Origin of the sequence: Streptomyces sp. NPDC048566 (assembly GCF_043199735.1) — a bacterium.
Classification (GTDB): domain Bacteria; phylum Actinomycetota; class Actinomycetes; order Streptomycetales; family Streptomycetaceae; genus Streptomyces.
This window is the reverse complement of record NZ_JBICWL010000012.1, coordinates 24,056-49,705: the sequence shown is the minus strand read 5'-3', so window position 1 is coordinate 49,705 and position 25,650 is coordinate 24,056. Positions and strand designations below refer to the sequence as shown.

18 protein-coding genes and 3 pseudogenes are annotated in these 25,650 nt (G+C 72.7%); 12 read left to right on the top strand and 9 right to left on the bottom strand.

What is annotated here, in order from left to right:
- Positions 1-45: 45 nt before the first annotated feature.
- Genes ACGFS9_RS19600 through ACGFS9_RS19585 form a run of 4 tightly spaced genes read left to right on the top strand, consistent with a single transcriptional unit; the run spans position 46 to position 4,901 of the window.
- Complete coding sequence (locus ACGFS9_RS19600) at positions 46-648, top strand: (2Fe-2S)-binding protein (RefSeq protein WP_393254741.1); 603 nt, start codon at positions 46-48, stop codon at positions 646-648.
- Entirely contained in the window at positions 645-1,637 is a 993-nt protein-coding gene (locus ACGFS9_RS19595; protein ID WP_393254739.1) for an FAD binding domain-containing protein, read from the top strand. The genes ACGFS9_RS19600 and ACGFS9_RS19595 overlap by 4 nt, the downstream gene beginning before the upstream one ends.
- A complete protein-coding gene (locus ACGFS9_RS19590) occupies positions 1,634-3,748 on the top strand; it encodes a xanthine dehydrogenase family protein molybdopterin-binding subunit (protein ID WP_393254737.1) in 2,115 nt (704 codons plus the stop codon). Before ACGFS9_RS19595 ends, ACGFS9_RS19590 begins: the two co-directional genes overlap by 4 nt.
- Entirely contained in the window at positions 3,741-4,901 is a 1,161-nt protein-coding gene (locus ACGFS9_RS19585) for an XdhC family protein (protein WP_393254735.1), read from the top strand. The genes ACGFS9_RS19590 and ACGFS9_RS19585 overlap by 8 nt, the downstream gene beginning before the upstream one ends.
- 317 nt (positions 4,902-5,218) lie before the next feature.
- On the opposite strand, the gene ACGFS9_RS19580 is transcribed toward ACGFS9_RS19585, so the two are convergent.
- Positions 5,219-6,682 (bottom strand): PHB depolymerase family esterase, encoded by a 1,464-nt coding sequence (locus ACGFS9_RS19580; protein ID WP_393254733.1) that lies wholly within the window; start codon positions 6,680-6,682, stop codon positions 5,219-5,221.
- Positions 6,683-7,118: 436 nt separating this feature from the next.
- Between ACGFS9_RS19580 and ACGFS9_RS19575 the strand changes: the two genes are divergently transcribed.
- From ACGFS9_RS19575 to ACGFS9_RS19560, 4 genes and pseudogenes are all read left to right on the top strand, one after another.
- Positions 7,119-7,946, top strand: a complete 828-nt coding sequence (locus ACGFS9_RS19575; protein WP_393254731.1) for a 3-hydroxybutyrate dehydrogenase — start codon at positions 7,119-7,121, stop codon at positions 7,944-7,946.
- Positions 7,947-8,747: 801 nt separating this feature from the next.
- Positions 8,748-8,987, top strand: coding sequence for a hypothetical protein (locus ACGFS9_RS19570; protein WP_393254730.1), 240 nt, complete (start codon positions 8,748-8,750; stop codon positions 8,985-8,987).
- 6 nt (positions 8,988-8,993) lie between these two features.
- Positions 8,994-9,800: pseudogene (locus ACGFS9_RS19565) on the top strand (AMP-binding protein); the annotation flags it as partial.
- An 87-nt stretch (positions 9,801-9,887) separates the two neighbouring features.
- Positions 9,888-10,039: pseudogene (locus ACGFS9_RS19560) on the top strand (glycine betaine ABC transporter substrate-binding protein); the annotation flags it as partial.
- Between the two features lie 178 nt (positions 10,040-10,217).
- On the opposite strand, the gene ACGFS9_RS19555 reads toward ACGFS9_RS19560, so the two are convergent.
- Together ACGFS9_RS19555 and ACGFS9_RS19550 are read right to left on the bottom strand one after the other, a co-directional pair.
- Entirely contained in the window at positions 10,218-10,916 is a 699-nt protein-coding gene (locus ACGFS9_RS19555; protein ID WP_393254728.1) for a hypothetical protein, read from the bottom strand.
- Between the two features lie 35 nt (positions 10,917-10,951).
- A complete protein-coding gene (locus ACGFS9_RS19550; RefSeq protein ID WP_393254726.1) occupies positions 10,952-12,952 on the bottom strand; it encodes a pre-toxin TG domain-containing protein in 2,001 nt (666 codons plus the stop codon).
- A 745-nt stretch (positions 12,953-13,697) separates the two neighbouring features.
- Between ACGFS9_RS19550 and ACGFS9_RS19545 the strand changes: the two are divergent.
- The 3 genes and pseudogenes from ACGFS9_RS19545 (at position 13,698) to ACGFS9_RS19535 (ending at position 18,560) form a co-directional block, all read left to right on the top strand.
- Positions 13,698-14,453 (top strand): annotated as a pseudogene (locus ACGFS9_RS19545) (transposase family protein).
- Positions 14,454-15,098: 645 nt separating this feature from the next.
- The gene (locus ACGFS9_RS19540) at positions 15,099-16,478 is read left to right on the top strand and encodes an MFS transporter (protein WP_393254724.1); all 1,380 of its coding nucleotides are present in this window, start codon (positions 15,099-15,101) and stop codon (positions 16,476-16,478) included.
- Positions 16,479-16,607: 129 nt separating this feature from the next.
- Positions 16,608-18,560: a helix-turn-helix domain-containing protein gene (locus ACGFS9_RS19535; protein ID WP_393254722.1), complete on the top strand. Its 1,953-nt coding sequence runs from the start codon at positions 16,608-16,610 to the stop codon at positions 18,558-18,560.
- A gap of 144 nt (positions 18,561-18,704) precedes the next feature.
- Here the strand turns inward: ACGFS9_RS19535 and ACGFS9_RS19530 are convergent, their stop codons facing one another.
- The 6 genes from ACGFS9_RS19530 to ACGFS9_RS19505 are packed head-to-tail and all read right to left on the bottom strand — an operon-like array spanning position 18,705 to position 24,560.
- Positions 18,705-19,691: an alpha/beta hydrolase gene (locus tag ACGFS9_RS19530; RefSeq protein WP_393254720.1), complete on the bottom strand. Its 987-nt coding sequence runs from the start codon at positions 19,689-19,691 to the stop codon at positions 18,705-18,707.
- Complete coding sequence (locus ACGFS9_RS19525) at positions 19,688-20,821, bottom strand: branched-chain amino acid ABC transporter permease (protein ID WP_393254719.1); 1,134 nt, start codon at positions 20,819-20,821, stop codon at positions 19,688-19,690. The genes ACGFS9_RS19530 and ACGFS9_RS19525 overlap by 4 nt, the downstream gene beginning before the upstream one ends.
- Positions 20,818-21,705, bottom strand: coding sequence for a branched-chain amino acid ABC transporter permease (locus ACGFS9_RS19520; protein ID WP_393254717.1), 888 nt, complete (start codon positions 21,703-21,705; stop codon positions 20,818-20,820). The genes ACGFS9_RS19525 and ACGFS9_RS19520 overlap by 4 nt, the downstream gene beginning before the upstream one ends.
- A complete protein-coding gene (locus ACGFS9_RS19515) occupies positions 21,705-22,511 on the bottom strand; it encodes an ABC transporter ATP-binding protein (protein WP_393254715.1) in 807 nt (268 codons plus the stop codon). The genes ACGFS9_RS19520 and ACGFS9_RS19515 overlap by 1 nt, the downstream gene beginning before the upstream one ends.
- On the bottom strand, positions 22,508-23,320 hold the full coding sequence (locus ACGFS9_RS19510) for an ABC transporter ATP-binding protein (RefSeq protein ID WP_393254714.1): 813 nt from the start codon (positions 23,318-23,320) through the stop codon (positions 22,508-22,510). Before ACGFS9_RS19510 ends, ACGFS9_RS19515 begins: the two co-directional genes overlap by 4 nt.
- Positions 23,321-23,324: 4 nt before the next feature.
- The gene (locus tag ACGFS9_RS19505) at positions 23,325-24,560 is read right to left on the bottom strand and encodes a substrate-binding domain-containing protein (RefSeq protein ID WP_393254712.1); all 1,236 of its coding nucleotides are present in this window, start codon (positions 24,558-24,560) and stop codon (positions 23,325-23,327) included.
- Between the two features lie 289 nt (positions 24,561-24,849).
- Between ACGFS9_RS19505 and ACGFS9_RS19500 the strand changes: the two genes are divergently transcribed.
- Positions 24,850-25,650 carry a CoA transferase subunit A gene (locus ACGFS9_RS19500; protein WP_393254711.1) on the top strand — a complete coding sequence of 267 codons (801 nt, stop codon included), beginning with the start codon at positions 24,850-24,852 and terminating at the stop codon, positions 25,648-25,650.

Genomic DNA, 25,650 nt, shown 5'->3' with positions numbered 1-25,650 from the left:
CCGGCGCTTCTCCTCGCACTCCACACACGCGAAAGAAGGCACCACATGTCCCCAACCGGGACGACCCCCCACCGTTCGTCCACGACCAGCACGGTCACGCTGAAGATCAACGGCGAGCGGCACACCCTGCCGGTGGACCACCGCACCACGCTCCTCGACGCACTGCGCGAGCGGCTCGACCTGACCGGCACGAAGAAGGGCTGCGACCAGGGACAGTGCGGTGCCTGCACCGTGCTGGTCGACGGCCGCAGGACCGTCTCCTGCCTGCAGTTCGCGGTGGCCGCGGAAGGCAGCGAGATCACCACCGTCGAGGGCGTCGCCCGCGACGGCCGGCTGCACCCCGTGCAGGAGGCCTTCCTCGAACTCGACGGCTTCCAGTGCGGGTACTGCACCCCGGGCCAGATCTGCTCGGCGCTGGCCGTCCTGGAGGAGCACGCGGCCGGCTGGCCGTCCGCGGTCACCGGCGACGTGCGGCCCGAGGCCGGGCCCGCGCCGCTGACACCGGAGGAGATCCGCGAGCGCATGAGCGGCAACCTGTGCCGGTGCGGCGCGTACACCTCCATCGTGCGCGCCGTCGCGCGGGCGGCCGAGCAGACCGGGACGACGGCCGCCCCGGCCGCGGACACCACCGAGGAGGCCCGGGCATGAGGGAGTTCGGATACGAGCGCGCGCGGGACGTGGCGGGCGCCGTCGCGGTGCTCGGCGCCGATCCCGAAGCGCGCTGCCTCGCCGGCGGCACCAACCTCGTGGATCTGATGAAATCGGGCGTCGAGCGCCCCGGCCATCTGGTCGACCTGCGTGAACTGCCCCTCGATCGGGTCGAGTCCACCCCCGACGGCGGGCTCCGCATCGGCGCCACGGTCAGCAACAGCGACCTCGCGGCCCACCCCGAGGTCCGCCGCCGGTACCCGGCTCTCGCCCAGGCCGTCCTCGCCGGCGCCTCCGGGCAACTGCGCAACATGGCGACCGTCGGCGGCAACCTGCTCCAGCGCACGCGGTGCTCCTACTTCACCGACGTCACCAAGCCGTGCAACAAGCGCGACCCGGGCAGCGGATGCCCCGCTGTCGACGGCGAGCACCGCAACTCCGCCATCCTGGGCGCGGGCGAGACGTGCGTGGCCGTCCACCCGTCCGACCTGGCCGTCGCACTCACCGCCTTCGACGCCGTCGTGCACCACACCACCCTGGACGGCGAGGGGCAGACCCCGTTCGCCGACTTCTACCTGCCGGTGGGCGACACGCCCCACCTGGAGACCGCGCTGCCCGCGGGCGCGCTGATCACGGGCGTCACCCTGCCGCCCGCGCCGGTCGCCGCCCACTCCCGCTACCGCAAGGTCCGCGAACGCGCCTCCTACGCCTTCGCCATCGGGTCGGCCGCCGCCGCGCTCGACGTCGAGGACGGTGTCGTCCGGGACGTCCGGCTCGCCTTCGGCGCCGTCGCCTCCCGACCGTGGCGGGCCCGCGCCGCCGAGGCCGCGCTGATCGGAGGCCCCGCCTCGGGTGCGGCGTTCGCCCGCGCCGCCGACGCGGAACTCGCCGCGGCCAGGCCGCTGCCCCAGGCCGCGTACAAGGTCCCCCTGCTGCGCAACCTCACCGTCGCGCTGCTCACCGAACTCGACGAGGAGGCCGGCCGATGACGACCGTGGCAGGAGCGGACGCCGTCGGCGTCGCCCACACGCGGATCGAGGGCCGCGACAAGGTCACCGGAGCGGCCCGCTACGCGGCGGAGATCCCCTTCGCCGATCTCGCGCACGGCTGGCTGGTGCTGTCGACGGTGACCCGCGGCCGTGTCCGTTCCGTGGACGACGACGCCGTGCTCGGCATGCCGGGCGTGCTCGCCGTGCTGCACCACCGCAACGCGCCCCGGGTGCGGGACGACGTGGTGGGTGTCCTCGGCCGTCCGGACCCCATCATCGAGGTCTTCCAGAACGACCGGGTGCCGCACGCGGGCTGGCCCGTCGCGCTCGTCGTCGCCGAGACCCCGGAGCAGGCCCGCGAGGCCGCCGCCGCCCTCGTGGTCGAGTACGACAGGGAGCCGCACGACGTCGCCTTCCGCGCGGACCACGACGGCGCCTACCGCCTGGAGGACGACGAGGCGGTCAAGGGCGACCTCGCCGAGCAACTCGCCGCCGCCGACACCGTGGTGGACGCCGTCTACACCACTCCCGAGCAGCACCACAGCGCCATGGAGCCGCACGCGGTCACCGTCCACCGGGACGGCGAACGCCTGGAGGTCTTCGACTCCAACCAGGGCGCGAAGTGGATCGCGGACGACCTCGCCCACCTGTTCTCGCTGGATCCGTCCACCGTCCGGGTCCGCTCCGAACACGTCGGCGGTGCCTTCGGTTCCAAGGGGCTGCGGTCGCACCACGTCGCCGCCGTCATGGCCGCGACCCTGCTGGACCGGCCGGTCCGGATCGCCCTGACCAGGCGTCAGGTGTTCGCGATCACCGGATACCGCAGTCCCACCAGGCAGCGCGTGCGGCTGGGCGCCGACGCCGGGGGAAGGCTGCTCGCCTTCGGGCACGACCACCTCAACCTCACCTCCACCCTGCGCGAGTTCGCCGAGGGCGGCGCCGGCTTCGGGCGGACGATGCACGCGAGCGACGCCCACCACAGCGTCAACCGGATACTGCCCCTCGACGTGCCGACACCGACCTGGATGCGCGCGCCGGGCGAGGCGCCCGGTTCCTTCGCGGTGGAGTCGGCACTCGACGAACTCGCCGAACGGCTCGGCATGGACCCCGTCGAGCTGCGGGTGCGCAACGAACCCGCCGTCGGTCCCGTCTCCGGTCTGCCTTTCAGCAGCCGCAACCTCCTCGGCTGCTTCGAGGAGGGGGCCCGCCGGTTCGGCTGGGCGGAGCGCGACCCGCGCCCGCGGACCCGCCGCGACGGCAGGTGGCTGATCGGCACCGGCGTGGCCGCCGCCGCGTTCCAGGCCGGCGCCGCGCCCACGACCGCCTCGGCCACCGCCGAACCCGACGGCACCTTCACCGTCCGGATCACCGCGGCCGACGTGGGCACCGGCGCCCGCACCGCCCTCACCCTCATCGCCGCCGAAGCCCTGGACGTCGCGCCGGAGCGGGTGCGGGTACGGATCGGCGACAGCGACTTCGGGCCCGCCTGGGTCGCCGGCGGCTCGATGGGCACCCGCTCCTGGGGGTGGGCGGTCGCCGTCGCGGCCCGCCAACTGCGCGAGCGGCTCGCCCTGTTCGGAACCGATCTGCCCGAGGACGGAGTGACCGCCACCGCGGACACCGCCGACCTCATCGCGGCCCTCGCCCGCAAGGAGCGGCACGCCTTCGGCGCGCAGTTCGCCGAGGCGGCCGTCGACGTCACCACGGGCGAGGTGCGGGTTCGGCGCATGCTGGGCGTCTTCGCGGCCGGCCGCATCATCAATCCGCTCACCGCGCGCAGCCAGTTGGTGGGCGGCATGACCTGGGGTCTGTCGATGGCCCTGCACGAGGAGGCGGTCCGCGACGGTGCCTTCGGCGACCACGTCGGAGCCGACTTCGCCGGCTACCACTTCGCGGCCAACGCCGACGTCCCGGAGATCGAGGCGGACTGGATCGACGACCCCGACCCCGACGACCCGGTCGGCATCAAGGGCATCGGCGAGATCGGCATCGTCGGCGCGGCGGCCGCGATCGCCAACGCGGTGTGGCATGCCACCGGCGTCCGCCACCGCGACCTGCCCATCCGGCCCGACCGGGTCCTGCTCGCCGAGGCGGACCGCACCGATGCTTGACCTCGCCGCCGAGCTGGCGCCGTGGGTGGCGCAGGGACGCGATTTCGCCGTCGCCACCGTCGTCTCGGTGAGCGGCAGCGCACCGCGTCCGGTCGGCGCGGCTCTCGCCGTCGATTCCGGCGGCGAGGTCGTCGGCTCGGTGTCCGGGGGATGCGTCGAGGGGGCGGTGTACGACCTGTGCGTGGGCTCCCTGGCGGACGGTCTCCCGGTCCGCGAGCGGTTCGGGTACGACGACGACACCGCGTTCGCCGTGGGACTGACCTGCGGCGGCGCGGTCGAGGTACTGGTGGTGCCGGTCCGGGTCGGGTCAGCGGACCGCGAGACGCTGGAGGCTGCCCTCGATCTGGCGGCCCGCGGGGAGCCGGTGGCGCTGGCCCGTGTGCTCGACGCGGGTCCCGGACCGCAGCCCGGCCCGAACCCCGCACCCCCCGGCGACGCGCCTGGGGCCCTGCTGCTCGTCCGGCCGGACGGCACGTACCGGGGCGGTCTGGGCACGGCCGACGACGCGTCTCTCGCCGCGCAGGCCCGGGCGCTGCTCGACTCGGGGCGGACCGAGGTGTGCGGGGTGCCGGAGAGTGCGACGGGCTGCGCCGACGCGGTCACCTTGCTGGTGGAGTCCAGCGTGCCGCCCGCGCGGATGATCGTGTTCGGCGCGGTCGACTTCGCGGGAGCCCTCGTCCGGGCAGGAAAACTCCTCGGGTATCACGTCACCCTGTGCGACGCGCGGGGTGTGTTCGCCACGAGGGCCCGGTTCCCGGAGGCGGACGAGGTGGTCGTGGAGTGGCCCGACCGCTATCTCCGCGCCACCCGCACCGACGCCCGCTCGGTCCTGTGCGTCCTGACCCACGACCCCAAGTTCGACGTTCCGCTGCTGGAGGTCGCCCTGCGGGTACCGGCCGCCTATGTGGGGGCGATGGGGTCGCGACGGACGCACGACGACCGGGTGCAGCTCCTCCGGGAGGCCGGGGTGGGTGCCGGGGAACTGGCGCGGCTGCGCTCTCCCATCGGGCTGGACCTCGGTGGTCGGACGCCGGAGGAGACGGCCGTGTCCATCGCCGCGGAGATCGTGGCGGTGCGGCGCGGCGGGAGCGGGCTTCCACTGAGCGGGCTGGCCGGGGCGATCCACCACCCGGCGGCGGCCCCGCCCCGGTAAAGGTCCGGCACACGGGCGGTGCCGCGGCGCTGCTGCTCCGCGGCACCGCCCGGATCAGGCCAGCATCCGGCCGGATGCGTTGCTCCCGCGCCCGGGGCCCCGTACGACGGTGGCCGACCGGGAGAGTACCGGGCGTGCCGGCACGCGGACGTGCCGCGGTCCTCTCCGGCCTCCTGCGGTCGGACGGGCCGGGTCCGCGGCGGCTTGAGTGCGGCGGACATCCGTCCACGAGTCCGGCGAGGCGCCGGCCGGGGATCGGCCGTGGCACGTCCGCGTCGCCCTCCGGGGGCCCGGCGCGGATGTGCCGGACGCCGTGGTCAGCAGCCGGAGTCGGCGAGGACGAAATAGCCCGGTGAGGTCTCCTTCAGGGTGTGGGTGATGGCGACGTTGTACAGCCCCATGTACTGGGAGGACCCGTTGGCGTAGGTGTAGCCGCCGCTCTGATGGGCCCGACCGGCCTGCACCTGGCGGTAGTTGTCGGTGGTGTAGCACTGCGGAGCCGCACCGGTCGTCGTGGCCGTGACCGGGGCGGAGACGGCGCCGACGGCGCCGGAGGAGTCGACCGCGGCGACCGTGTAGCTGTAGGTGGTGGCGGCGGACAGCCCGCTGTCGGTGTACGAGGTGCCCGTGGCGGAGCCCACCTTGGTGCCGCCCCGGTAGACGTTGTAGCCGGCGGCACCGCTCACCGCGTTCCACGCCAGCGTGGCGCCGGTGTCGGTGGTGCCGGTCACCGTCAGCCCGGCCGGTGCGGGCAGGGAACCCGTGCCGCCCTGGTCGCCGCCGCCGTCGAGACCCCAGAACGTGGCGGTGTGGTAGCTGGAGCAGATGGTGTCGAGGTAGTAGGCGCCGGTGCTGCCGCACTGGTCGGCGCCCGAGCCCGGGTCCACGGCGAGCCCGTGCGCCATGCCCGACACGGAGAACAGGGCGACGGCGGGCTTGCCCGCGCTGTCGTTGTAGATGCTCTCCGTGGTGCCTCCGGTCAGGCTTTTGGTGCTGGAGGCGGTCTGACCGATGCCCCAGACATCGGTCCACTGGTCGCGCAGTTCGGTGCCATTGACGGGCGTGACGGTGGTGTCGGAGGACCCCTGCCAGATGGCGACCCGCGGCCAGGGGCCGGTGTATCCGGGGTAGGAGGCGCGGACCTTGTCGCCCCACTGTTTCGGGGTGAGGTTCTGCCCGCCGTACTGGCAGCCGGAGGCCGCGGCCTGGGTGGTGGCGCACTGCGCGGGGAGACCGGAGTCCACCGAGCCGCCGGCGAACACGTCCGGGTAGTCGGCGAGGAGGTCGGCGGTCATGCCGCCTCCGGCGGACAGCCCGGTGACGAAGACGCGGGAGGGGTCGGATCCGTACCGGGCCAGCGCGGTGTCGACCATCTGCTTGACTGAGGCGGCCTCACCCTTGCCCCGGGTGTCCTTCGTCGCGTCGAACCAGCTGAAGCAGGACAGGCTGTTGTTGGCCGCGCCGGTCTGCGGGTACACCACGGCGAAGCCCCACTGGTCGGCGAACTTCTGCCAGCCGGAGTGGGCGTGGTAGTCGCTCGCCGACTGGGTGCAGCCGTGCAGGGCCACCACCAGGGGCGCGCCGGCGGGCAGGTTGGCGGGGGTGTACGCGTACATGGCCAGATTGCCGGGGTTCGAGCCGAACGAGGTGACCTGCTGAAGGGTGCCGGCCGCGCCGGCCGCGGCGGGGGTGACGAGGCTCAGGCCCGCGACGAGGGCGCTCAGTGCGGCGGCCAGCGCGGTGCGCCGGACGATTCCACGCCGGATGGAGAGAGGCATCATGCGACTCCGATGAGTGGTGGGGAGGGAAGCGGTGCGGGAGAGCGGCGCGCCTCCCGGCGGTCCCACCCCGCCCGGTCACGCCCCGTGCCCGCCGTCGGCCGGCTGCCGCGGCACACGTCCGCGTCCGCCCGTGGTCTGCCGACGTACTCGCAGCGGACCGTACGACCGGCCGGGCGCGCCACGACATGTGAGGGGAAGCCAGGACCGCGGCGCGCGGCGTGGCGGATGCACCCATGGTCCCGGCGACGGCGCTGTGACATGCGGCGGACGGCCGCCTCGGGACCGGCCCCGCGGGCCGTGCCCTCCGGCTTGCGGGACGGGCGGCCGGGTGGCCTGCCGACAGGACCGCTGTGCGGTGCGGCGCCACCTCGGGAGACCAAAGTATGTCGGCGGCCCACATGTCTCGCCGCGCGGTTCCTCCCTAGCGTGTTCGGCCATGGACAGCACGAAGAGCTCCCCCGAGGGCTCGCCCCAGCATCCCGGGCCCGGTGGCACCGCGGCGTCCTGCCTGGCGCCGACCGGCTTCCTGACCGGCCGCAAGGTGCTCGTCACCGGTGCCGCGAGCGGGATCGGCCGGGCCTGTGCCGAAGCCTTCGCCGCGGCCGGCGCCGAGGTCTACGTGGTCGACCGGGCCGCCGAGGCCGCCAAGGAGGTGGCCGAGGCGATCGGCGGCACGGCCGTCGTCGCCGACCTCGCCGAGGCCCAGGCCGTGGACGCGCTGCCGGACGACGCCGACATCGTGGTCAACAACGCCGGCCTCCAGCACGTGGCGCCGCTGCACGAGTTCCCGCCGGAGCGCTTCGCGCTGATCCAGCGCGTCATGGTGGAGGCGCCGTTCCGCATCCTGCGCCGCAGCCTGCCCGGCATGTACGCCCGCGGGTGGGGCCGGGTCGTCAACATCTCCTCCGTGCACGGGCTGCGGGCCAGCGCCTACAAGTCGGCGTACGTGACCGCCAAGCACGCGCTGGAGGGCCTGAGCAAGGTGGTCGCCCTGGAGGGCGCCGCGCACGGTGTGACCAGCAACTGCATCAACCCCGGCTACGTCCGCACTCCTCTGGTCGAGGAACAGGTCGCCCAGCAGGCACTCGCCCACGGCATCCCGGCGTCGGAGGTCGTCGACCAGGTGTTCCTGGACCGGACCGCGATCAAGCGGCTGATCGAACCGGCCGAGGTCGCCGAGGCCGCCCTGTGGCTGTGCACCGAGCGCAGCGGCTACATCACCGGCACGTCCCTGCCGCTGGACGGCGGCTGGACGGCTCACTGAGGGAAGCCACCCGACGGCACCCCGCCCGCAGCCCACGTCCCGGGTCCGGCCTCCTCGTGTCACCCACTCCGGCCGGACCCGGGACACGGGCTCGCTGCGGCGTGCCCGCGGGTCCGCTCGCCGCGCCCGCGGGCGACCCGCGCCGTCCGGCGGAGGGGGATCGACGCGATAGGTGCCCACCCCGCGCGCCGGCACCGGCACCGGCGCCCCGGGGACCGGCGCTGCTTCCACCGTCCGCCGGCAGCTTCCTGAACCGCTGCGCCGACGCGGTCCCCGGTGCGCACCGGCCTGACGGAACGGACCCGGGTATCCCTCGGGCCCCTCCCCCGTTGCCCCCCGCACCACCCTCCCGGAGGACGACCGGCGACCGGCCAGGGGCCGAAGGTCCCGCCCCGCCGCCTCCTCCCCGCGCCCGTGGACCGGCCCTGCGGACCGATCCATCGGGGCACGGCTCCTCGGACACGACCGCGTGCCCGTCTCCGGATTCCCTCTCGACACAGCAACCCCAGGGGTCGCCCGGCCCCTCGGCCAGGGCCGTCCGGCCCCTACAGCCCGACGGCGTGCGGCGGTGTCATGGAAGGGAGCCGAGGGCCGGAGGGAAGACACGGGGAAGCGGATCAGGGGCCGCGCACCGTGTGATTCGGGTCCGCTGACAGCGGGCGGCCCCCGGCTCCCCCCGAACGTATGCGGCCTGCCCCGGCCGCCGGCTCTCCCGGCCGGCCGGTCACCGCCGAACCGATCCGGGAACCGAGCCGGACCCGGCGACGCCGGAGAGCGGGGGCCGTGCCGGGAGGAGCACCCATGGAGTGGGAAACGATCCGCAAGGACGCCGCACCCGCCGTCCCGGCCCGTCTCGCCGACTACGAGCGGGCGCGCTCCGCGTTCACGTGGGCACAGGCGCGCGCCGCCCTGGCCGGACTGCCCGACGGCGGACTCAACATGGCCTACGAGGCGGTGGACCGGCACGCGGACTCGGAACGCGCCGACAAGGTCGCCCTGCGGTGCGTCGCCCGCGACGACCCGGTCTCGACGGTCACCTAGGCGGAACTGGCCCGGCTCAGCTCCCGGTGCGCGAACGTTCTGCGCTCCCTCGGCGTCGGCCGCGGCGAACGGGTGTTCACCCTGCTGGGCCGCTGTCCCGAGCTGTACACCACGGTGCTGGGCACGCTGAAGAACACCAGCGTGCTCTGCCCGCTCTTCTCCGCCTTCGGCGTCGACCCGGTGGAACAGCGGATGCGGCTCGGCGACGCGCGCGTCCTGGTCACCACGGCAGCCCTCTACCGGCGCAAGGTCGCCGAACGCCGGGCATCGCTTCCCGGGCTGGAACACGTCCTGATCGTCGGCCCGGGCGCCGAGGACCTGCCCGGCACCCGCTCCTTCGGTGATCTCCTGTCCGGCGCCCCGGACACCTTCTCCATCCCGCCGACCGCACCCGACGACATGGCCCTGCTGCACTTCACCAGCGGCACCACCGGCTCCCCCAAGGGCGCGGTCCACGTCCACGAGGCCGTGGTCGCCCACCACGCCACGGCCGCGTACGCGCTCGACCTGCACCCCGAGGACGTGTACTGGTGCACCGCGGACCCCGGCTGGGTCACCGGCATGTCCTACGGCGTCATCGCCCCGCTGGTCCACGGGGCGACGGTCGTCGTCGACGAGGGCGACTACGACGCACGGCGCTGGTACCGCATCCTCGACGAGCAGCGGGTGACCGTCTGGTACACCGCTCCCACCGCCTTGCGCATGCTGATGCGGGCCACACCCCGCGAGGGACCCTACGACCTGCCCCGCTCCCACGACCTGTCCGCGCTGCGCTTCGTCGCCTCCGTCGGTGTTGCGCCGGGGGTGGGGCGGTGTCGGTGGTGGGGGTGCCCTGGAGGAGCACGAAGCTGGGCATGGACTGGGCGAAGCCGTGCCGGCCATCAAGGCCGCCCCGGGAGTAGGGCCGACTTTACGATCCGCAAGGCGCTCGCCCCCGTCGGGGCCGTCTGACGACCGAGGACCTCACCGAGCTCAACCGCCTGGTGGACAAGGACCGCAAGGACCCCGAGGACGTCGCGAACGACTGGGCGGCGGAGCACGGCATCGGGAAGCAGCCGCACGAGGGCGCGGTCGTCGTCGTGTCCCGTCCGTCACCTCCGGGGACCGGTCGCCACCCGGGACGGGCCCCCGCAGATTCTCACCCACCCTTTGGGTCGTTCGCGCCACAGGCCAGCGAGTGGCGGTCACCAGCCACGGCGGCTCCGGTCGGTACCGGAGCCGCCGAGTCACTCACTCCACCAGGTAGTGGAGTCGGTCCACCACGTGCGGTCCGTACCCGAACCGCTCACCGACCCGCTCCAGCCTGCCGTACAGATCGCGGGAGACCCGGGACCCGAACGCCTCGAAGCCGTGCAGCAGAAACCGGAACGCGATCTCGCTGCACACCTTTTCCGCACAGCGCGTCAGCGCGTCGCGCGCTTGCGGCAGGGTGACTCCGACCGCGTCCTGCCGTGGGTCCAGCCGGTCGATCAGCCCCTTGACGTCGTCGGCCAGCAACCGGTGCTCGTACATCGGTGAAGGGGCACCCGCGTCGGTCTCCGGCCCGCCGGCTCCCAGGGCGCAGGACCCGGTGCCTGCAGTCGCTGCTCCTGCGCCCCCGTGGTGCGGCTCCGCCGTCCTGGCCGTGGGTGCCAGAGTCCGTTCCAGCCAGTCACGCTCCCGGCCGCCGATTTCCGGGCTGCCGTCGAGTGCGTTGCTGTCGGTCAGTCTCCACAGGGCGTTCAGCTCGGCGCCGGTGAGACAGGATCCCACCAGCCGCCGGACGTCGTCGCGCAGGAGGCGGCGGCGCTTGTCGCTGTCGGCTCCGACGGGCCCGTACCACTGGGTGATGTGATCCCACTGGTCGGCCGCGAAGAGCGCCCAGTCGCCGTGGAACGAGCCGCCCAGACCGGTGAGTCCGAAGTCGAAGCACAGATCGTTGCTGCTCATGGTCCGGTCGTGCACACAAGCTCCTGTCACTGGGCTCAGACCGGGTAGGCCGTAGAGACGTAGTAGCCACCCGGCTTGTGACCGGGCGCGCGCTGCAGGAGGACCACGTAGCCGTTGCCCGCCTTGCTGTGCTGCCCGGTGTGCGTCATGACGTCACCGAGGGAGTTCTTCCCTCCGAACGTACCCTTGAGTTCGAGCGGCTGCCGGGCTCCCTCTCTGAGCCACTTGTCGATGCGCGCCTTGTTCCCGGCTACGGCGTAGTCCACCACCTGCTGGGCGGTCTGCCGGTCGGTCCAGCGGCTGTTGGGCGTCGGCCTGCCCCTCTTGCGTGTCTTTTCGATCGCAAGTTCCTTCATCCGGTCGAGATCGACGTCGACATGCTCGTCCAGGGTGTGCGCCAGACCGGGAAACCGGCCGGCGTCCTTCACGAGGTCCGTGCAGTTGTGGACCAGTGCACTGCTCTCGCCGACGCCGACGTAGTAGCTGTCGATGCCGCTGACGTCGAGGTCGTAGGTGACCTGTTCCTGGACGAAGCTGTCCGTCGCCGATACGGCCGTCTCCCGGCCTGTGGCGTCGAGCAGACGGTTGCCGGGCTTCAGTTCATCCGCCCGCAGCCACGCGCGGAGGTCGGGCGCCCAGTAGAGGTGGTGGCCAGTGGAGGTCACCGATCCGGCGTCGGTGGTGAGACGGGTGAACTCCTTGTCGGACGCGGTGACGACCCTCGACAGGACGGGACGGGCCCTGGTGAAGGGCGAGTCGGCCGGGGCGCCCTCGGGGGCCGTCGCCATCACTTCGTCACCCGGCCGGATGTCCTCGATGCGCTTGCGCGTCCCGTCGGCCATGACGACTGGTGTGCCCTGCGGGAAGCTGTTGCAGGTGACGGTGTCGAGTCCCTTGCGGGCGTCGCGGATGTCGTTCGCGTCCAGCACCTTCTTGCCGACTTTGACCCAGCGCATGACAACCAGGGCGCCAAGGGCCCTGTCGAAGCCGCTCAGCCGTTCGCCGGTCATCATGTCCTTGCCGGTGATCGCTTCCACGACGCCCTTGCCGTCGCCGATGCCGGGCAGCAGATCGAGCACCAGGGACATGCGGCGCTCCTGCTCAGCGGTGCTGAGGCCGGACGTTCCGGAGCTCCAGGTGTCGCCGATATGGGAGAAGTCGAATTCGATACCAGGGAGCCCGCGCAGCTTGGCGGCGGCCTTCTTGATATCGGGAATGTGCTTGTTGACGTCCTTCACGGCCTTGTTGGAATCGGCAAGGCCCTGATTGAGCTTGTCCATTCCGCGGTTGGCCTGGGCGATGCCCCGGTTCATCTGGCCAAGGCCGCTGTTGATCTCGTCGACGGCACCGTTCATGTCGTCGAGGGCGCCGCCCATCTTGGCCAGGCCCGCGTTGATCCTGTCGAGGTCCTTGCCGATTCCCTCCAGACCGGTCCTGACGCCGTTCGCCGCTTTCTGGAATCCGGGGTCACCGACCAGCTGGGCCAGGGTGAGCGTCAGATTCACCATGAGCAGCACGAATTCGACCAAGACCAGAACGGTGCCGATGGTCTCGATGACGTCGGCGAACACCTTGTCGATGTCCTTCTTCGCACCGTTCAGCGCCGTGCGTACCTGTGCCTCGGCCTGGGCCCGGACGGTAGGATCGGCGATCTTGGAGGGGTCCTGCTGAAGGATGTCCTCGAGTTCGGCGAACCCGGCGATCCCCTTCTCCAGGTTGGCGAAATGCTTGACGGTGTCCTTGTGGCCTTCGTGCATGCCGTAGGCGAAGAGGCCGACGCCGGCACCGACTTTGACGGCCTTCTCGCCGAACTCGCGGTAGCAGGCGGCCTTTTCGAAGAACGGCCGGTCGGTGCATCCGGAGTACTTGGCCGCCGCCCGGACCAGCTCCGCCAGCCTCTCGACGCGGCTCTTCGCCGCTTCCTTCGCGGCGGCCTTCGCTTGGATGCCCTGTACGGCTGACGCCGTGCTTTCCCCCATGCCCAGCGAGATGAAGACTGTGAGTACGGCCAGAAGGGTGATCAGTCTGCGCGTCAAGCGGTAGTACATGTGTGCCCTACGTGAGAGGACCCCACCCGACGAGTGGTCGACTCGCCCCGTGCGGTCCCGCGTTCCCCCTGATGGACGAGCCATCAGATTACCGATCGGTAGCCTAAAGGACGCGGGCTGGACCGCGCACTCCTGGTCAGCGTCAGAACACGATGGCCGGGGCCACGCCGTGGTCCTGGCGAGAAGGAGGCGGTCGACGCGGTGACGTCGAGCGATACCGACGGCGTGCGTACCCGGCCTGGGCAACAGGGATACGCACGGCTGTGTGCGGCTCCCTGAGGCGGCAGTGAAAGGCGACCGGGTCACCGCCGGGGCCGAACAGGTCCGGCTCGTCAGTCTGTACGGCACCGTCCACGCCGCCCGCCCCGGCACGGCCTCGGGCCTGGGTATCCCCTGTGAAGCCGCGATGCGGGCTGCCCGGTGCGCCCGTGACCCACCAGCCTGATCTTCCGAAGCGACTCGTCATTCCGCAGTGCCGCCGGTGCGCATGGTTCTCGGCAAGCGGGCGAACGGCCGATGCCGCGCATTCCGCGCACACTTGTGTCGTCCCGGTGAATCGGTAAGCGGTATGCAGCCAAACGCTGCCTGAACGGGGCGCGAGGTGCTGGAACAAGATCTGTGAGCTATTTCCAAACTGGTTGCGCTGAACGCGAGTTGGACAGTCCTGCGCAGCGACGAAGCTCCTGGTAGACGGGTTCTCGGCCAAGATCACCCGTGTCCACCAGGACTTCGCGTGATTGTCTACCTGTCCTCCACTGATCTGTCCAGCCGCACCTTGCGGTTCCTGACCGGATAGCTGACAGCCAAGCGGCGGAAGATCGGAACTCGGTGGCGACGCCTTCCCGCCTCGCGACAGGCCCTGCTCGCCCTGGCCCACCTGAGGTGCGGTGACACATACGCCCGACTGGCCGCCGGGTTCGGCATCGGGATCGCGACCGCCTACCGCTACATACGTGAAGCCGTCGAGGCCCTGTCCGCCATCACCCCGTCCCTGACCGAGGCGATGAGGACGATCCGGTCCCAGGCGTTCGTCATCCTCGACGGCACCCTGCTGCCGATCGACCGCGTCGCCGCAGACACCCCGTACCACTCCGGGAAACACAAACGCCATGGCATGAACGTCCAAGTCCTCACTGATCCGTTCGGACGGCTGCTCCGGGCCTCGCCGGCTCCGCCCGGCTCGACTCACGACCTGACCGCCGCGCGACACCACGGAATCATCGAAGCCCTCGCCGAAGCAGGACTCAAATGCTGGGCGGACAAGGCGTACCAAGGAGCCGACGGACCCGTCCGGGTGCCGTTTCAGGGCCGCCGCCTCAAGCGATGGAAACGCCGCCACAACACCACCCACGCAAAGATCCGCTGCCTGGGCGAGCAGGCCATGGCAACCCTCAAGGGGTGGCGCCTCCTGCGGAAACTCCGCTGCAGCACCAACCGAGTCACCGACTTCGTGAAGGCCGTCCTCGTCCTTCACCACGCATCAACGTGAGGTTGGAAAAGGCTCCTTGATCCCTCCTGCTCAGGAAGCACAAGGCAGACGCTCGCCGATATGGCCCATGACCGGCGACTCTCCGCCGATACCCGAAATTGGGCTGCCGAGCCGCCTGCAGCTGGGCCGAATCGTAGCCGTTTCCGATGGTCAGCAGCCATGCGAGGCGTGTACCACCAGCACACCAAGAATCTGCTGCGCCGAACGCGTACCACGCGCAGGCGCAACGCCTTGTCCTTGCCCGCAGAGCCGAGCGGCGAAGCCGGGTCGGCCTCTCAGTCAGGTCGCCTACCGCGCAACGGCCCTGAGCCGATCAGCCCTACGATGTCCCAGTGCAACGGAGCGTCGTCATCACCGGGTCGGCACGAGAGGGGGTGAACACGGGCGACGACGTGGGTTTTCAGTCGGCAAGCCAGCACGGGAGTCAGCATCGCACCGTCAGATCACCCCGAATCGCCCGTCCCGGACAGCACTCGTTTCGATCATCTTCGGGCCCCTGAACCGCCCTTCCGCGAGTCGGCATGGTGGCCGCACGCATAGCCAACGCTCGAACTATGTTGCCTCACCACATGTGCGCCTGACCTGCATGTTTCTACCGTGTGCCGACACGTACCCGTCCCCACCGCACACGAGGAAGTGGCGCACATGGCCTCCGCAGCATCCGCTCCCCCGACACCCGGCAACCTCAAGCGCATCGTCGCCGCGTCGCTCATCGGCACCACCATCGAGTGGTACGACTACTTCCTCTACGGCTCCGCCGCCGCCCTGGTCTTCGGGCGGGTGTTCTTCCCCGAGTCGGACCCGCTCACCGGGACCCTGCTGTCCTTCCTCACCTACGCGATCGGATTCGCGGCCCGCCCGATCGGCGCGGTGGTCTTCGGCCACTTCGGGGACCGGCTCGGACGCAAGAAGCTGCTGGTGATCAGCCTGCTGATGATGGGCCTGTCCACGGCTCTGATCGGCTGCGTGCCCGGGTACGACACGATCGGTGTGGCCGCTCCCCTGCTGCTGACCACCCTGCGGCTGGTCCAGGGCTTCGCCCTCGGCGGCGAGTGGGGCGGCGCCGTCCTGCTGGTGTCCGAGCACGGTGACGCGAACAAGCGCGGCTTCTGGGCCTCGTGGCCGCAGGCCGGCGCGCCGGCCGGCAACCTGGTCGCCGTCGGCGTGCTCTCCTTGATGACCACCGTGCTCAGCGACGACGCCTTCGACTCCTGGGGCTGGCGGGTACCGTTCCTGCTCTCCGCCGTCCTGGTGATGATCGGCCTGTGGATCCGGCTGTCCGTCGACGAGTCACCGCTGTTCAAGGAGGCGCTGGCCAAGGCCGAGCGGCGCAAGCGCGAACAGCGGGCCGAGCAGCTTCCCTTCGTCGCCGTCATCCGCCACCACTGGCGGGACATCCTGGTCGCGATGGGCGCCCGGATGGCCGAGAACATCTCCTACTACGTGATCACGGCCTTCGTCCTCACCTACTGCGTCGAGCACCTCGACCTCGACAAGCAGACCGCGCTGAACGCCGTACTGATCGGCTCGGCCGTGCAGTTCTGCCTGATCCCGCTATTCGGCGCGCTCTCCGACCGGGTCGGACGCAAGCCCGTCTACCTGGTCGGCGCGGTCGGCGTGGGCCTGTGGTCCTGGGCCTTCTTCGCCCTCCTGGACACCCGGTCCTTCCCGTCGCTGGTCCTGGCCGTCACGGTCGGACTGGTCTTCCACAGCGCCATGTACGCCCCTCAGGCGGCGTTCTTCTCGGAACTGTTCGCCACCCGGATGCGCTACACCGGCGCCTCGATCGGCGCCCAGCTCTCCTCCGTCGCGGCCGGCGCCCCCGCTCCGCTGATCGCCACCGCGCTGCTCGGTTCCTACGGGAACTCCACCCCGATCTCCGTGTACGTCGGGCTGTCCGCGGTGATCACCGTGCTCGCCGTCCTCGCCGCCCGGGAGACCCGCGGCCGGGACCTGTCGGCGATCGAGCCCGAGGACTCCGCGGAACACCCCGCCCGCACGCAGGAGCCGGCGGCGTCCGCCTGAGACTCGGAATCCGCGTCGCGGAGGGGCCGGTGTCTTCCCCGTTGGGGGACACTGGCCCCCGTCCGTCGTTCCCCGCCCGGCCCCCGACCCCGATCCCGCCGTCCACCGACTTCGCAACGGTAGCCCGCCATGTCGCACACGCCCGTCTCCGTCAGCCGCCACCTGCGCCGGCTCCTCGAACTGCTGGCCGCCGGAGCCCCGGCGGAGGAACTCGGCGCCGTCGCCGCCGAGGCCCGCCGCTGCGGTGCCGGCGCGCAGGACCTCGCGGAGTTGGAGCAGGCCGTCGAGGCGGCTCTGCGCGTGCAGGGCACGCTCCGCCAGCACCGGCGCCGGGAGGCGGAACTGACCGCCCTGTTCGACACCGCGGGCGACCTGGCCGCCCTGCGCGACCTCGACGCCGTCCTGCGCTCCATCGTGCGCCGGGCGCGGATGCTGCTCGGCACCGACACCGCCTACCTGACGCTGCCCGACGAGGAGGCCGGGGACACCTTCATGCGGGTCACCGACGGCTCGGTGTCGGAACTCTTCCAGAACCTGCGGCTGCAACTGGGCGAGGGACTGGGAGGTCTGGTGGCGCAGACCGCCCGCCCCTACGCCACCCCGGACTACCGCACCGACGGCCGCTTCCTGCACACCGGCAGCATCGACGCCGGCGTCCTGGACGAGGGCCTGGTGGCCATCCTGGGCGTGCCGCTGCTGCTGGGGTCGGGAAGCGGGGGTCAGGTGATCGGGGCGCTGTTCGCGGCGGACCGCACCCCGCGGACCTTCGCGCCCGACGAGGTCGCCCTGCTGTGCTCGCTGGCCGACCACGCGGCCATCGCGATCGACACCGCCAAGGCGATGGCGGACGCCCGGCTCGCCCTGGCCGAACTGGCCGAGGCCAACGCGGTGATCGGCGAGCACTCGGCCGCCCTGCAACGGGCGGAGGAATCGCACGACCGCCTCACCGACCTGGTGCTGCGCGGCGGCGACGTGGCCGACGTGGCCGCCGCCGTGGCCGGGCTGCTGAAGGGCGACGTGGCCGTCCACGACGGCTCCGGATGGCCGCTCGCGACCGTCGGCGAACACGGGCGCCCGTCGGCGCGCGGCGGCGAGGACCCCGACGGCGCCCGCGAGGCGGCGGCCCTGGTCGCCGCGGCGAAGGACTCCCGCGCCGCGGCCCGCGCGGTGCTCGGTGACGGCCGCTGGGTCTGCGCCATGCTGGCCGGGCAGGAACTGCTGGGCTGCCTGGTGCTCTACGGGCGGCCCGACCTCGACGGCGCCGACCAGCGCCTGTTCGAGCGGAGCAGCGTCGTGACCTCGCTGCTGCTCCTGCTGAGGCGATCGGTGGCGGAGACGGAGAACCGGGTCCGCGGCGACCTGATCACCGACCTGCTCACCGCGCCCGACCGGGACCCGGCCGGTCTGGTGGCCCGCGGGCACCGTCTGGGCTTCGACCTCGACCGGCCCCACGTCCTCCTCGTCGCCCGGACGGACGACGAGGCCCGGGGCCGGCTCGCCGACGCCGCCGTGCAGCACCTGTTCGGGAGCGGCGGCGTCAGCGCGGAGCACGAGGGCGCCGTGGTCCTGCTGCTGCCCGGCGAAGGCACCGGTCCGGCGGAAGCGGCCCGCCTCGCGGCCGGACAACTGGGGCAGCTCATCGGCACCCCCGTCACGGTCGCCGGTGCCGGACCGGCCGCCGGTCCGCGGGCCATCGCCGCCGCCCACACGGAGGGCACGCGCTGCCTGCGAGCGCTGCGCGTCCTGGGCCGGGCCGGGCAGGGGGCGAGCGTCGCCGAACTCGGCTTCCTCGGGGTGCTGCTGGGCGACGACCACGACGTGGACGGCTTCGTCACGGCGTCGCTTGGCCCCCTGCTGGAGTACGACGCGCAGCGCGGAACACAGCTGATCCGCACGCTGCGCGCCTACTTCGACTGCGGTGGGAGCCTGACCCGGGCCAAGGAGGAGCTGCACGTCCACGTGAACACCGTCGTGCAGCGCCTCGACCGCGTGCAGGCCCTGCTCGGCCCCGGCTGGAACACGCCCGAGCAGGCACTGGAGCTCCAGCTCGCGCTGCGCCTGCTCCTGCTGTCCGACGCCTGACCGCACCGGGCCGAGGCCGCGAAACGGCCGCGCGGACGGCCGCCTCCCACACCAGCGCACCAGTACACCGGCTCGACGCGGTGGGCCGCCGCCCCCGCTCGCCACGCAGCCTGGGCGCGGCTCGGCGGCGGCAGCGCCCGGCGCTCAGGGGGCGGACACCTCCTCCGCCCCTCCCCCGATCCCCGCCGCCGCACACAGGTGCCGCGCCACGACCCGGGAGCCCTCGTCACCGATGAGGATCGAGTAGTGGTTGGTCCCCGGCACCAGGCGCGGGCGGACCCGCTCGGGGTCGAGCCCCGCCGCGGCGAGACGGTCCGTGTCGTACAGGCCCTGGGCCTCGCTCATCAGGCCCCGCTCGGCCCACAGGAGCACGGCCGGACGGGGCAGCCGGTGCACGGCGCCCGCGGCCTCGGCACGGAGCTGGTCCACGCCGTCGGTGCGGACCGCCTCCAGCGCGCAGGACGACCGCAAGACGGGCTCCTCGCCGACGAGGTCGCGCTGGACGTAGGTCTCCGCCCACGGCGACCAGCAGTCGGCGAAGGCCGGGTGCCGCCGCCAGAACGCGCTGTACGACTCCCGGTCCGCGAAGGTCATCGACAGTCTGCGCATGGCGGGGCCGATCACCGCGGTGAGCAGGTCGTCGGGGTCGAGATCCGCCGGAACGGGAAAGCCGACGCCTCCGTCGACCAGGACCAGCGCGGTCGCGAGGCGCGGGTGGCGCACCGCGGTCAGGGCGGCCGCGAACGCCCCCATCGAGTGCCCGGCGAGCACGACGCGTTCCGCTCCCAGTGCGTCGGCCACGGCGGCCGTGTCGTCGGCGTGGGCGGCGATGCCGTACGGGCCGGACAGCCCGCCGCTGCGGCCCCGCCCGCGCAGGTCCGGTGCCACCAGGGTGACCCGGCCCGCCAGGTGGTGGGCGACACGCGCCCAGCTCAGGCCGTTGGCGGTGATCCCGTGCAGGGCCAGTGCCACCGGTGCCGCCGGGTCGTCGGCGGGCCAGCGGGAGACCGCCAGCGTCCCGCCGCGCACCGGCACCCGCAGTTCCTCGTGAAGCCTCGTCCCGATGTCCCGGCGGGTGCCGGTCTGCGGGCCCTGCCGGTCCGAAGCGCCGTGGCGCGGAGCGCCGCTCATGCCGGGACCGCCTCCTCGCGGCTCGCCTCGGCGCGCGGCGCGCGGGCCGCGCGCAGCCGCTCGGGGAGCCGCACGACGCCGCCGGGCAGCAGGAAGATGACCGCGACGAACAGGGCCCCGAGCAGGAACAGCGGCTGGGAGAGCGGGACGCGCACCACGGTGGGCAGCGAGGTGACCGCGTCCGAACCGGCCAGGTCGCCGAGCCGTTGGTCCGCCCACGTGTAGAGGATGCCGCCGATCAGGGGTCCCCATCGGCTGCCGGAACCTCCCAGAACGACCATGACCAGCAGGGACAGGGTGAAGTCGGAGGTGGTCGTCTGCGGGGTGGCACCGCCCGTGAGGAGCAGGTAGACGACACCGCCGAGCGCGGCCAGGGTGCCGGCGAGGACGAACGCGGCCAGTTTGAAGCCGTACGGGCGCAGGCCCAGCACCTCCACCCGGCGCTCGTTCTCCTTGATGCCCTCCCACACCCGACCGAGGGGGGAGCGGACCGCCCAGCGCACGGCCACGAGCACGACGACGAGATAGGCCAGCGCGACCCAGTAGAGGCCCGCGGTGTGCTGGATGCCCACCAGCGCCGCGGGCAGTCCGCCGTCGGGGGCCGCTCTGCCCTCCTCTCCCCCGGTGACGCCGCCCGGGTCGCGCTGCACGAGGATCGACGCGGCCTGCGCGAAGGCCAGCGTCACCATGGAGAAGGCGATGCCGTCGACCCGGAGGCTCACCGCGCCCAGGAGCACCGACAGGGCGGTGCCGGCCAGCAGGCCCAGGACCGCGGACGCGGCGAACGGCAGCCCCGCCTCCAGCATGACGATGTCGGTGACGTAGGTGCCGGCGGCGAAGTACAGCGCGTGCCCGAAGGACAGCAGTCCGGTCCGGCCGAGCAGGAGGTCGTATCCGGTGGCCAGGGCTCCGAAGACCAGGCACAGGGAGAGCAGTTGAAGATTGCCGGGGCTGCCGATCGGGCCGTCGAGCAGGACCGGCAGGGGCAGCGCGCTGTAGGGCACGGTCAGCAGGACCGCGAGGAGCAGGGCCGGCCACCAGCGGGCGGCCCTGCGCAGTCGCCGGGAGCGCGGGCCGGCGGGGTGGTCTCCGGCGCGGGCCCGGCCGCGCGGCTGGGTGACGCTGGTCATGCGAGCCTCCCGGTGAGCCCTCGCGGCCGGACGAGCAGCAGGGCGGCGAGCAGGACGACGACGGCGAGGTCGCCGAGTCCGGCGGTGGTGTAGTAGTTGGCGAACTGCTGGACGAGGCCGACGGCGAGCGAGGCCAGCGCGGCGCCGGTGAGCGAGCCCATGCCGCCCGTCACGACGACCACGAAGGCGAAGATGAGCAGGGAGGTGCCCTGTTCGGGGTCCACGGAGCCGAAGTAGAGGCCGCCGAGGGCACCGCCGAGGGCGGCGGCGGCGCCGCCGAGGGCGAAGACGAGAGTGAAGGCCTTGCGGACGTCGATGCCGAGCGCGGTGACCATCGCCCGGTCCTCCACCCCCGCGCGGACCACCAGGCCGTGCCGGGTCCGGCCGAGGAACAGCCTGAGGGCGCCAAGCACCAGCAGCGCGGCCCCGATCAGCACCAGGCGGTTGAAGGGCACTTCGGCGCCGAGCAGGCCGACGGTTCCCGTGAGCGCCCGGGGCCCGGGGAAGGGGCGGGCGTCCGATCCCCAGATCGCGGACAGCAGGGCGGGCACGGCGAGTCCGACGCCCACCGTCGCCAGGATCTGCTCGCGGGGGCGAGTGTAGAGCGGGCGGATCACGGCGAGTTCGAGCAGGACGGCGGCGGCAGTGCCGACGGCCGTCCCGAAGAGGACGGCGAGGGCGAATCCGAAGCCGCCGGAGCCGGCTCCCGGCAGGTGGCCGGTCGCGGCCCACCAGGTGCCGTAGGCGCCGACGGACAGCAGGGCGCCGTGCGCGAAGTTGAGGACGTCCATCAGTCCGAAGATCAGCGAGAGCCCGGAGGCGACGAGGAAGTACAGGGCGCCGAGCCCGAGCCCGGTGAAGGTGAGCAGTACGACGGTGGGCATCAGGCGTCCGCCTCCGCGGGCCGGGCGGCGGCGCGCGCCGCGGTCTGGGCGTCCGGACCGTCCGGCCCGCGGCGGTCCGCGGGGCCGGTTGCGGCGGGTCCGGTGGCGACGCCGAGCAGCCGTCGGGCGGCGTCGGGGTCGGTGAGCAGGGCGTCCGTCGGGCCGCGGTGCGCGGTGCGGCCGTCGGCGAGTACGACGCAGGTGCGGGCGAGGCGGCGCACCACGGCGAGGTTCTGTTCGACGAGCAGGACCGGCACCGCCTCGGCGGCCCGCTCCAGTACCTGGGCGACCTCGGTCACCACCTTGGGTGCCAGCCCCTTGGTGGGTTCGTCGGCGATGACCAGCCGGTTGCCGTTCAGCAGGGTGCGGGCGATGGCGACCATCTGCTGCTGGCCGCCCGAGAGGGTGCCCGCCAACTGCCTCGATCGGTGCCGGAGTTCGGGGAAGAGGTCGTACACCAGGTCGTAGGCGGGTGCGCCGGCCGCGGGCCGCTCGGCGAGGCGCAGGTTCTCGGCGACGGTGAGGGCGGCGAAGACACCGCGGTCCTCGGGCGCGTACCCGATGCCGCGGCGCACGAGCGTGTGGGTGGACAGCCGGACCGTCTCCTCGCCGGCCAGCAGCACGCTGCCGGTGCGCGGGACCAGGCCGAGGATGCCCCGGACCGTGGTGGTCTTGCCGGCTCCGTTGCGGCCCAGCAGGGCGGTGGTGCCCGAGGCGGCGACGTCCAGGTCCACGCCGTGCAGGATGTGCCGGCCTCCGATCACCACGCGCAGGTCGCGGACGGTCAGAGCGGACGTCGGCGTCACAGCTCCTCCCCGAGATAGGCCTGCTGCACGGTGGGGTCATCCATGACCGCCTGCGGGGTGTCCAGCGCCAGCAGCGTGCCGTGGTGCATCACGGCCACCCGGTCGGCCAGGCCCAGCAGCACGTCCATGTGGTGTTCCACCATCAGCACGGTGCGTCCTTCCTCCTTGTGCAGCGACCGGATGAGCTCGGTCAGCGCGGGGACCTCCTCGGCGCTCACGCCCGCCATCGGCTCGTCCAGCAGCATCAGCCGGGGCTCGCCCACGAGCAGCACGGCGAGTTCCAGCTTGCGCTTCTCGCCGTGCGACAGGGCGTCGGCGCAGGCGTCCGCCCGGTGCCCCAACTGGGTCCGCCCCAGCACCCGTTCGACGAGTTCCGGATACGCACCGGCGCGGCGCCAGACCCGGAACGAGCCGCCCTCGGCCGCCTGGGCGGCCAGCCGGACATGGTCGGCGACCGTCATGCCGGGCCACAGACTGGAGGTCTGGAAGGTCCGCCCGAGGCCGCGCCGGGCCCGGGCGTAGGCGGCTTCCGTGGTGATGTCGCGGCCGTCCAGTTCGATCGTGCCCCGGGTGACCGGGCTGAGCCCGCTGACCAGGTTGAACAGCGAGGTCTTGCCCGCACCGTTGGGGCCGATGAAGGCGAGGAACTCGCCCTGCCGGACGTCGAGGGAGACCGTGTCGAGGATCGTCGCACCGCCGACCGTCCAGCCGATGTCGCGCAGTCGCAGGACCGGGGGCGCGGCGGCGCCGGCCTCCCGGTCGCCCGGGGCGCCGGCCGCCGCCGTCGACTTCGTGTTCGAGGACGCCATGCGCTCAGCCCGCCGTGCCGGCGGCCGGCGGCGCGACCTCGGCCATCGGGACGCTGTCGATCAGCTCGGGCAGTGCGGCGCTGCCCGTGCCCTTGAGCCGGGCGGTGAACATCGGCTGGAGCAGGGCGTGGTCCTCGGCGCGGATCCGCTCCTTGCCCTTGGGGCCGTCGAAGCTCCAGCCCTCCAGCGCCTTCGCCATGGCGGCGGTGTCGGTGGCGCTGCCGGACCGGATGGCGTGCACGATCATCTGGGCGGCGGTGAAGCCGTCCGGGCTGAACAGGTCGGGGGTGCCGCCCTCCTTCTTGATGCCGTCGAGCATGGCCTTCTCCACCGGGCTTCCGCCGCCGGCGCCGGGGAAGTAGTGGGCGAGGAAGGCGACCTTGGACCCGGCCGGCCCGAAGACGGGGTAGGAGGCGGTGCCCGCGAGCCCGGTGACAACCTTGCTCGCGTCCAGCACCCCCTGCTGGCTCAACGCGGTCCACAGGGCGGGGGCGTTGGAGCCGGCCCAGGCGACGAACACCAGGTCGGGCTTGCCCGCCCTGGTCTGGCGGGCGAACGGGGTCAGGTCGGTCGCGCTCGGCGGGGCGAGGACGGAACCCACCTTCGCGCCCTTCTTGCCCAGAACCGCCTTGACCGCGGCCACGTTGGCCTTGCCGAAGGCGGAGTTCTGCGCGAGGACGGTGACCTTCCTGCCCTCGGCGTCGCCGAGCAGGGTCCCCGCGGTGAGGATGTCCTGGTAGGACTGCCGGCCCGAGCGGAAGGTGTAGGCGTTGACCCCGGTGACCGCGTCGGTGGCCGCGGGACCGCTCACGTAGAGCACCTTGTTCTGCGCGGCGAGCGGCGCCACCTGGAGGGCCACGCCCGAGTCGGTGGTGCCGGCGAGGATCTTGTATCCCTTGCCGACCAGGGACTTCGCGGCGGCGACGGCCTTGGCCGGGTCTCCGGCGTCGTCCTGCTCGGTGACCTCGATCGGGTGGCCCGCGACCTTGTTCGTGCCGTGGGTAGCGTAGGCGAGTCCCGCCATGAAGCCCTCCTCGTACTGCTTGCCGTAGGCGGCCAGCAGCCCGCTGCGGGAGTACACCAGACCCACCTTGACCGGGTCGGCCTTGCCGCCGGAGCCGCTGGACGCGGTGCCGGCGGTACCGGCCGAGGAGCAGCCCGCGACGAGAGCACCGGCGGCGAGGAGAGCGAGGGTGCGAAGGGATCTGCCGGCGAGGGAGTCCCTGAGGTTGGAAGGCATGGTGATCGGCTCCTGACGGGTCGACGTCCGCGCCGGTCCGTCCGGCCGGGTCCGGGGACCGGCCGGGCGGCGACGCCGGAGGCGCGCTGCGTGATGGCCGGAACCCTAGGAGCGCCGTATCGGGGGCGGCATGTGGCCGGTCACCGCTCTTTGACGCCCGGTCATGGCGACGGTCCACATGGCCGGGATCGGCGGGTGCGGGCAAAGCTGAGGTCCACCCGTCGTGACCGCGGGCCGTGGACAACCCGGCGCGGCGGACGGAACGGACCCTGGTGGGGAAGGAATCGGCATGGACAAGGTGGTGGCCTCGGCCGCGCGGGCGGTCGCGGACATTGCGGACGGGGCGTCGGTCGCGGTCGGCGGGTTCGGGGTGTGCGGCATTCCGTCGACACTCATCGCCGCACTGGCCGGAACGCGCGTGTCCGGCCTGCGGGTGGTGTCGAACAACTGCGGGGTGGACGACTGGGGCCTGGGCCTGCTGCTCCGCGCGGGCCGTATCGCCCGGATGACCTCCTCGTACGTCGGGGAGAACAAGGAGTTCGCGCGGCAGTACCTGTCCGGCGAGCTGGAGGTCGAACTCACGCCGCAGGGCACGCTCGCCGAGCGCTTGCGGGCCGGCGGCAGCGGGGTGCCGGCGTTCTACACCCCGGCCGGGGTCGGCACCCAGGTCGAGGAGGGCGGGCTGCCCTGGCGGTACACCGCCGACGGCGCCGTCGCCGTGGCCTCCCCGCCCAAGGAGACACGGGAGTTCGGCGGCCGGCGCTACCTGCTGGAGGAGGCCGTCAGCACCGATTTCGCCCTGGTGCGGGCCGCGGTCGCCGACCGGCACGGCAACTGCGTCTTCCACGCGGCGGCCCGCAACTTCAACCCGCTGTGCGCGATGGCCGGGCGGGTCACCGTCGTGGAGGCCGAACGCGTCGTGGAGGCGGGGGAACTGCCGCCGGACACCGTCCATCTGCCCGGCGTGTACGTGGACCGGGTGGTCGCCGTCGACGCGTCGCTGGACAAGCGCGTCGAGCGCCGCACCGTGCGCCCGGCACGCACCCGCACCGCCGCAGCCCTGCCGTCCGCCGCCTCCGAAGAGAAGTGA

Bases quoted from the DNA above. Each gene is read 5' to 3' on its own strand.
- ACGFS9_RS19505 (WP_393254712.1), bottom strand. From the start codon at position 24,560: ATGCCTTCCAACCTCAGGGACTCCCTCGCCGGCAGATCCCTTCGCACC.
- ACGFS9_RS19555 (WP_393254728.1), bottom strand. From the start codon at position 10,916: ATGAGCAGCAACGATCTGTGCTTCGACTTCGGACTCACCGGTCTGGGC.
- ACGFS9_RS19575 (WP_393254731.1), top strand. From the start codon at position 7,119: ATGGACAGCACGAAGAGCTCCCCCGAGGGCTCGCCCCAGCATCCCGGG.
- ACGFS9_RS19510 (WP_393254714.1), bottom strand. From the start codon at position 23,320: ATGGCGTCCTCGAACACGAAGTCGACGGCGGCGGCCGGCGCCCCGGGC.
- ACGFS9_RS19500 (WP_393254711.1), top strand. From the start codon at position 24,850: ATGGACAAGGTGGTGGCCTCGGCCGCGCGGGCGGTCGCGGACATTGCG.
- ACGFS9_RS19540 (WP_393254724.1), top strand. From the start codon at position 15,099: ATGGCCTCCGCAGCATCCGCTCCCCCGACACCCGGCAACCTCAAGCGC.
- ACGFS9_RS19600 (WP_393254741.1), top strand. From the start codon at position 46: ATGTCCCCAACCGGGACGACCCCCCACCGTTCGTCCACGACCAGCACG.
- ACGFS9_RS19530 (WP_393254720.1), bottom strand. From the start codon at position 19,691: ATGAGCGGCGCTCCGCGCCACGGCGCTTCGGACCGGCAGGGCCCGCAG.
- ACGFS9_RS19595 (WP_393254739.1), top strand. From the start codon at position 645: ATGAGGGAGTTCGGATACGAGCGCGCGCGGGACGTGGCGGGCGCCGTC.
- ACGFS9_RS19585 (WP_393254735.1), top strand. From the start codon at position 3,741: ATGCTTGACCTCGCCGCCGAGCTGGCGCCGTGGGTGGCGCAGGGACGC.
- ACGFS9_RS19535 (WP_393254722.1), top strand. From the start codon at position 16,608: ATGTCGCACACGCCCGTCTCCGTCAGCCGCCACCTGCGCCGGCTCCTC.
- ACGFS9_RS19590 (WP_393254737.1), top strand. From the start codon at position 1,634: ATGACGACCGTGGCAGGAGCGGACGCCGTCGGCGTCGCCCACACGCGG.
- ACGFS9_RS19520 (WP_393254717.1), bottom strand. From the start codon at position 21,705: ATGCCCACCGTCGTACTGCTCACCTTCACCGGGCTCGGGCTCGGCGCC.
- ACGFS9_RS19570 (WP_393254730.1), top strand. From the start codon at position 8,748: ATGGAGTGGGAAACGATCCGCAAGGACGCCGCACCCGCCGTCCCGGCC.
- ACGFS9_RS19580 (WP_393254733.1), bottom strand. From the start codon at position 6,682: ATGATGCCTCTCTCCATCCGGCGTGGAATCGTCCGGCGCACCGCGCTG.
- ACGFS9_RS19525 (WP_393254719.1), bottom strand. From the start codon at position 20,821: ATGACCAGCGTCACCCAGCCGCGCGGCCGGGCCCGCGCCGGAGACCAC.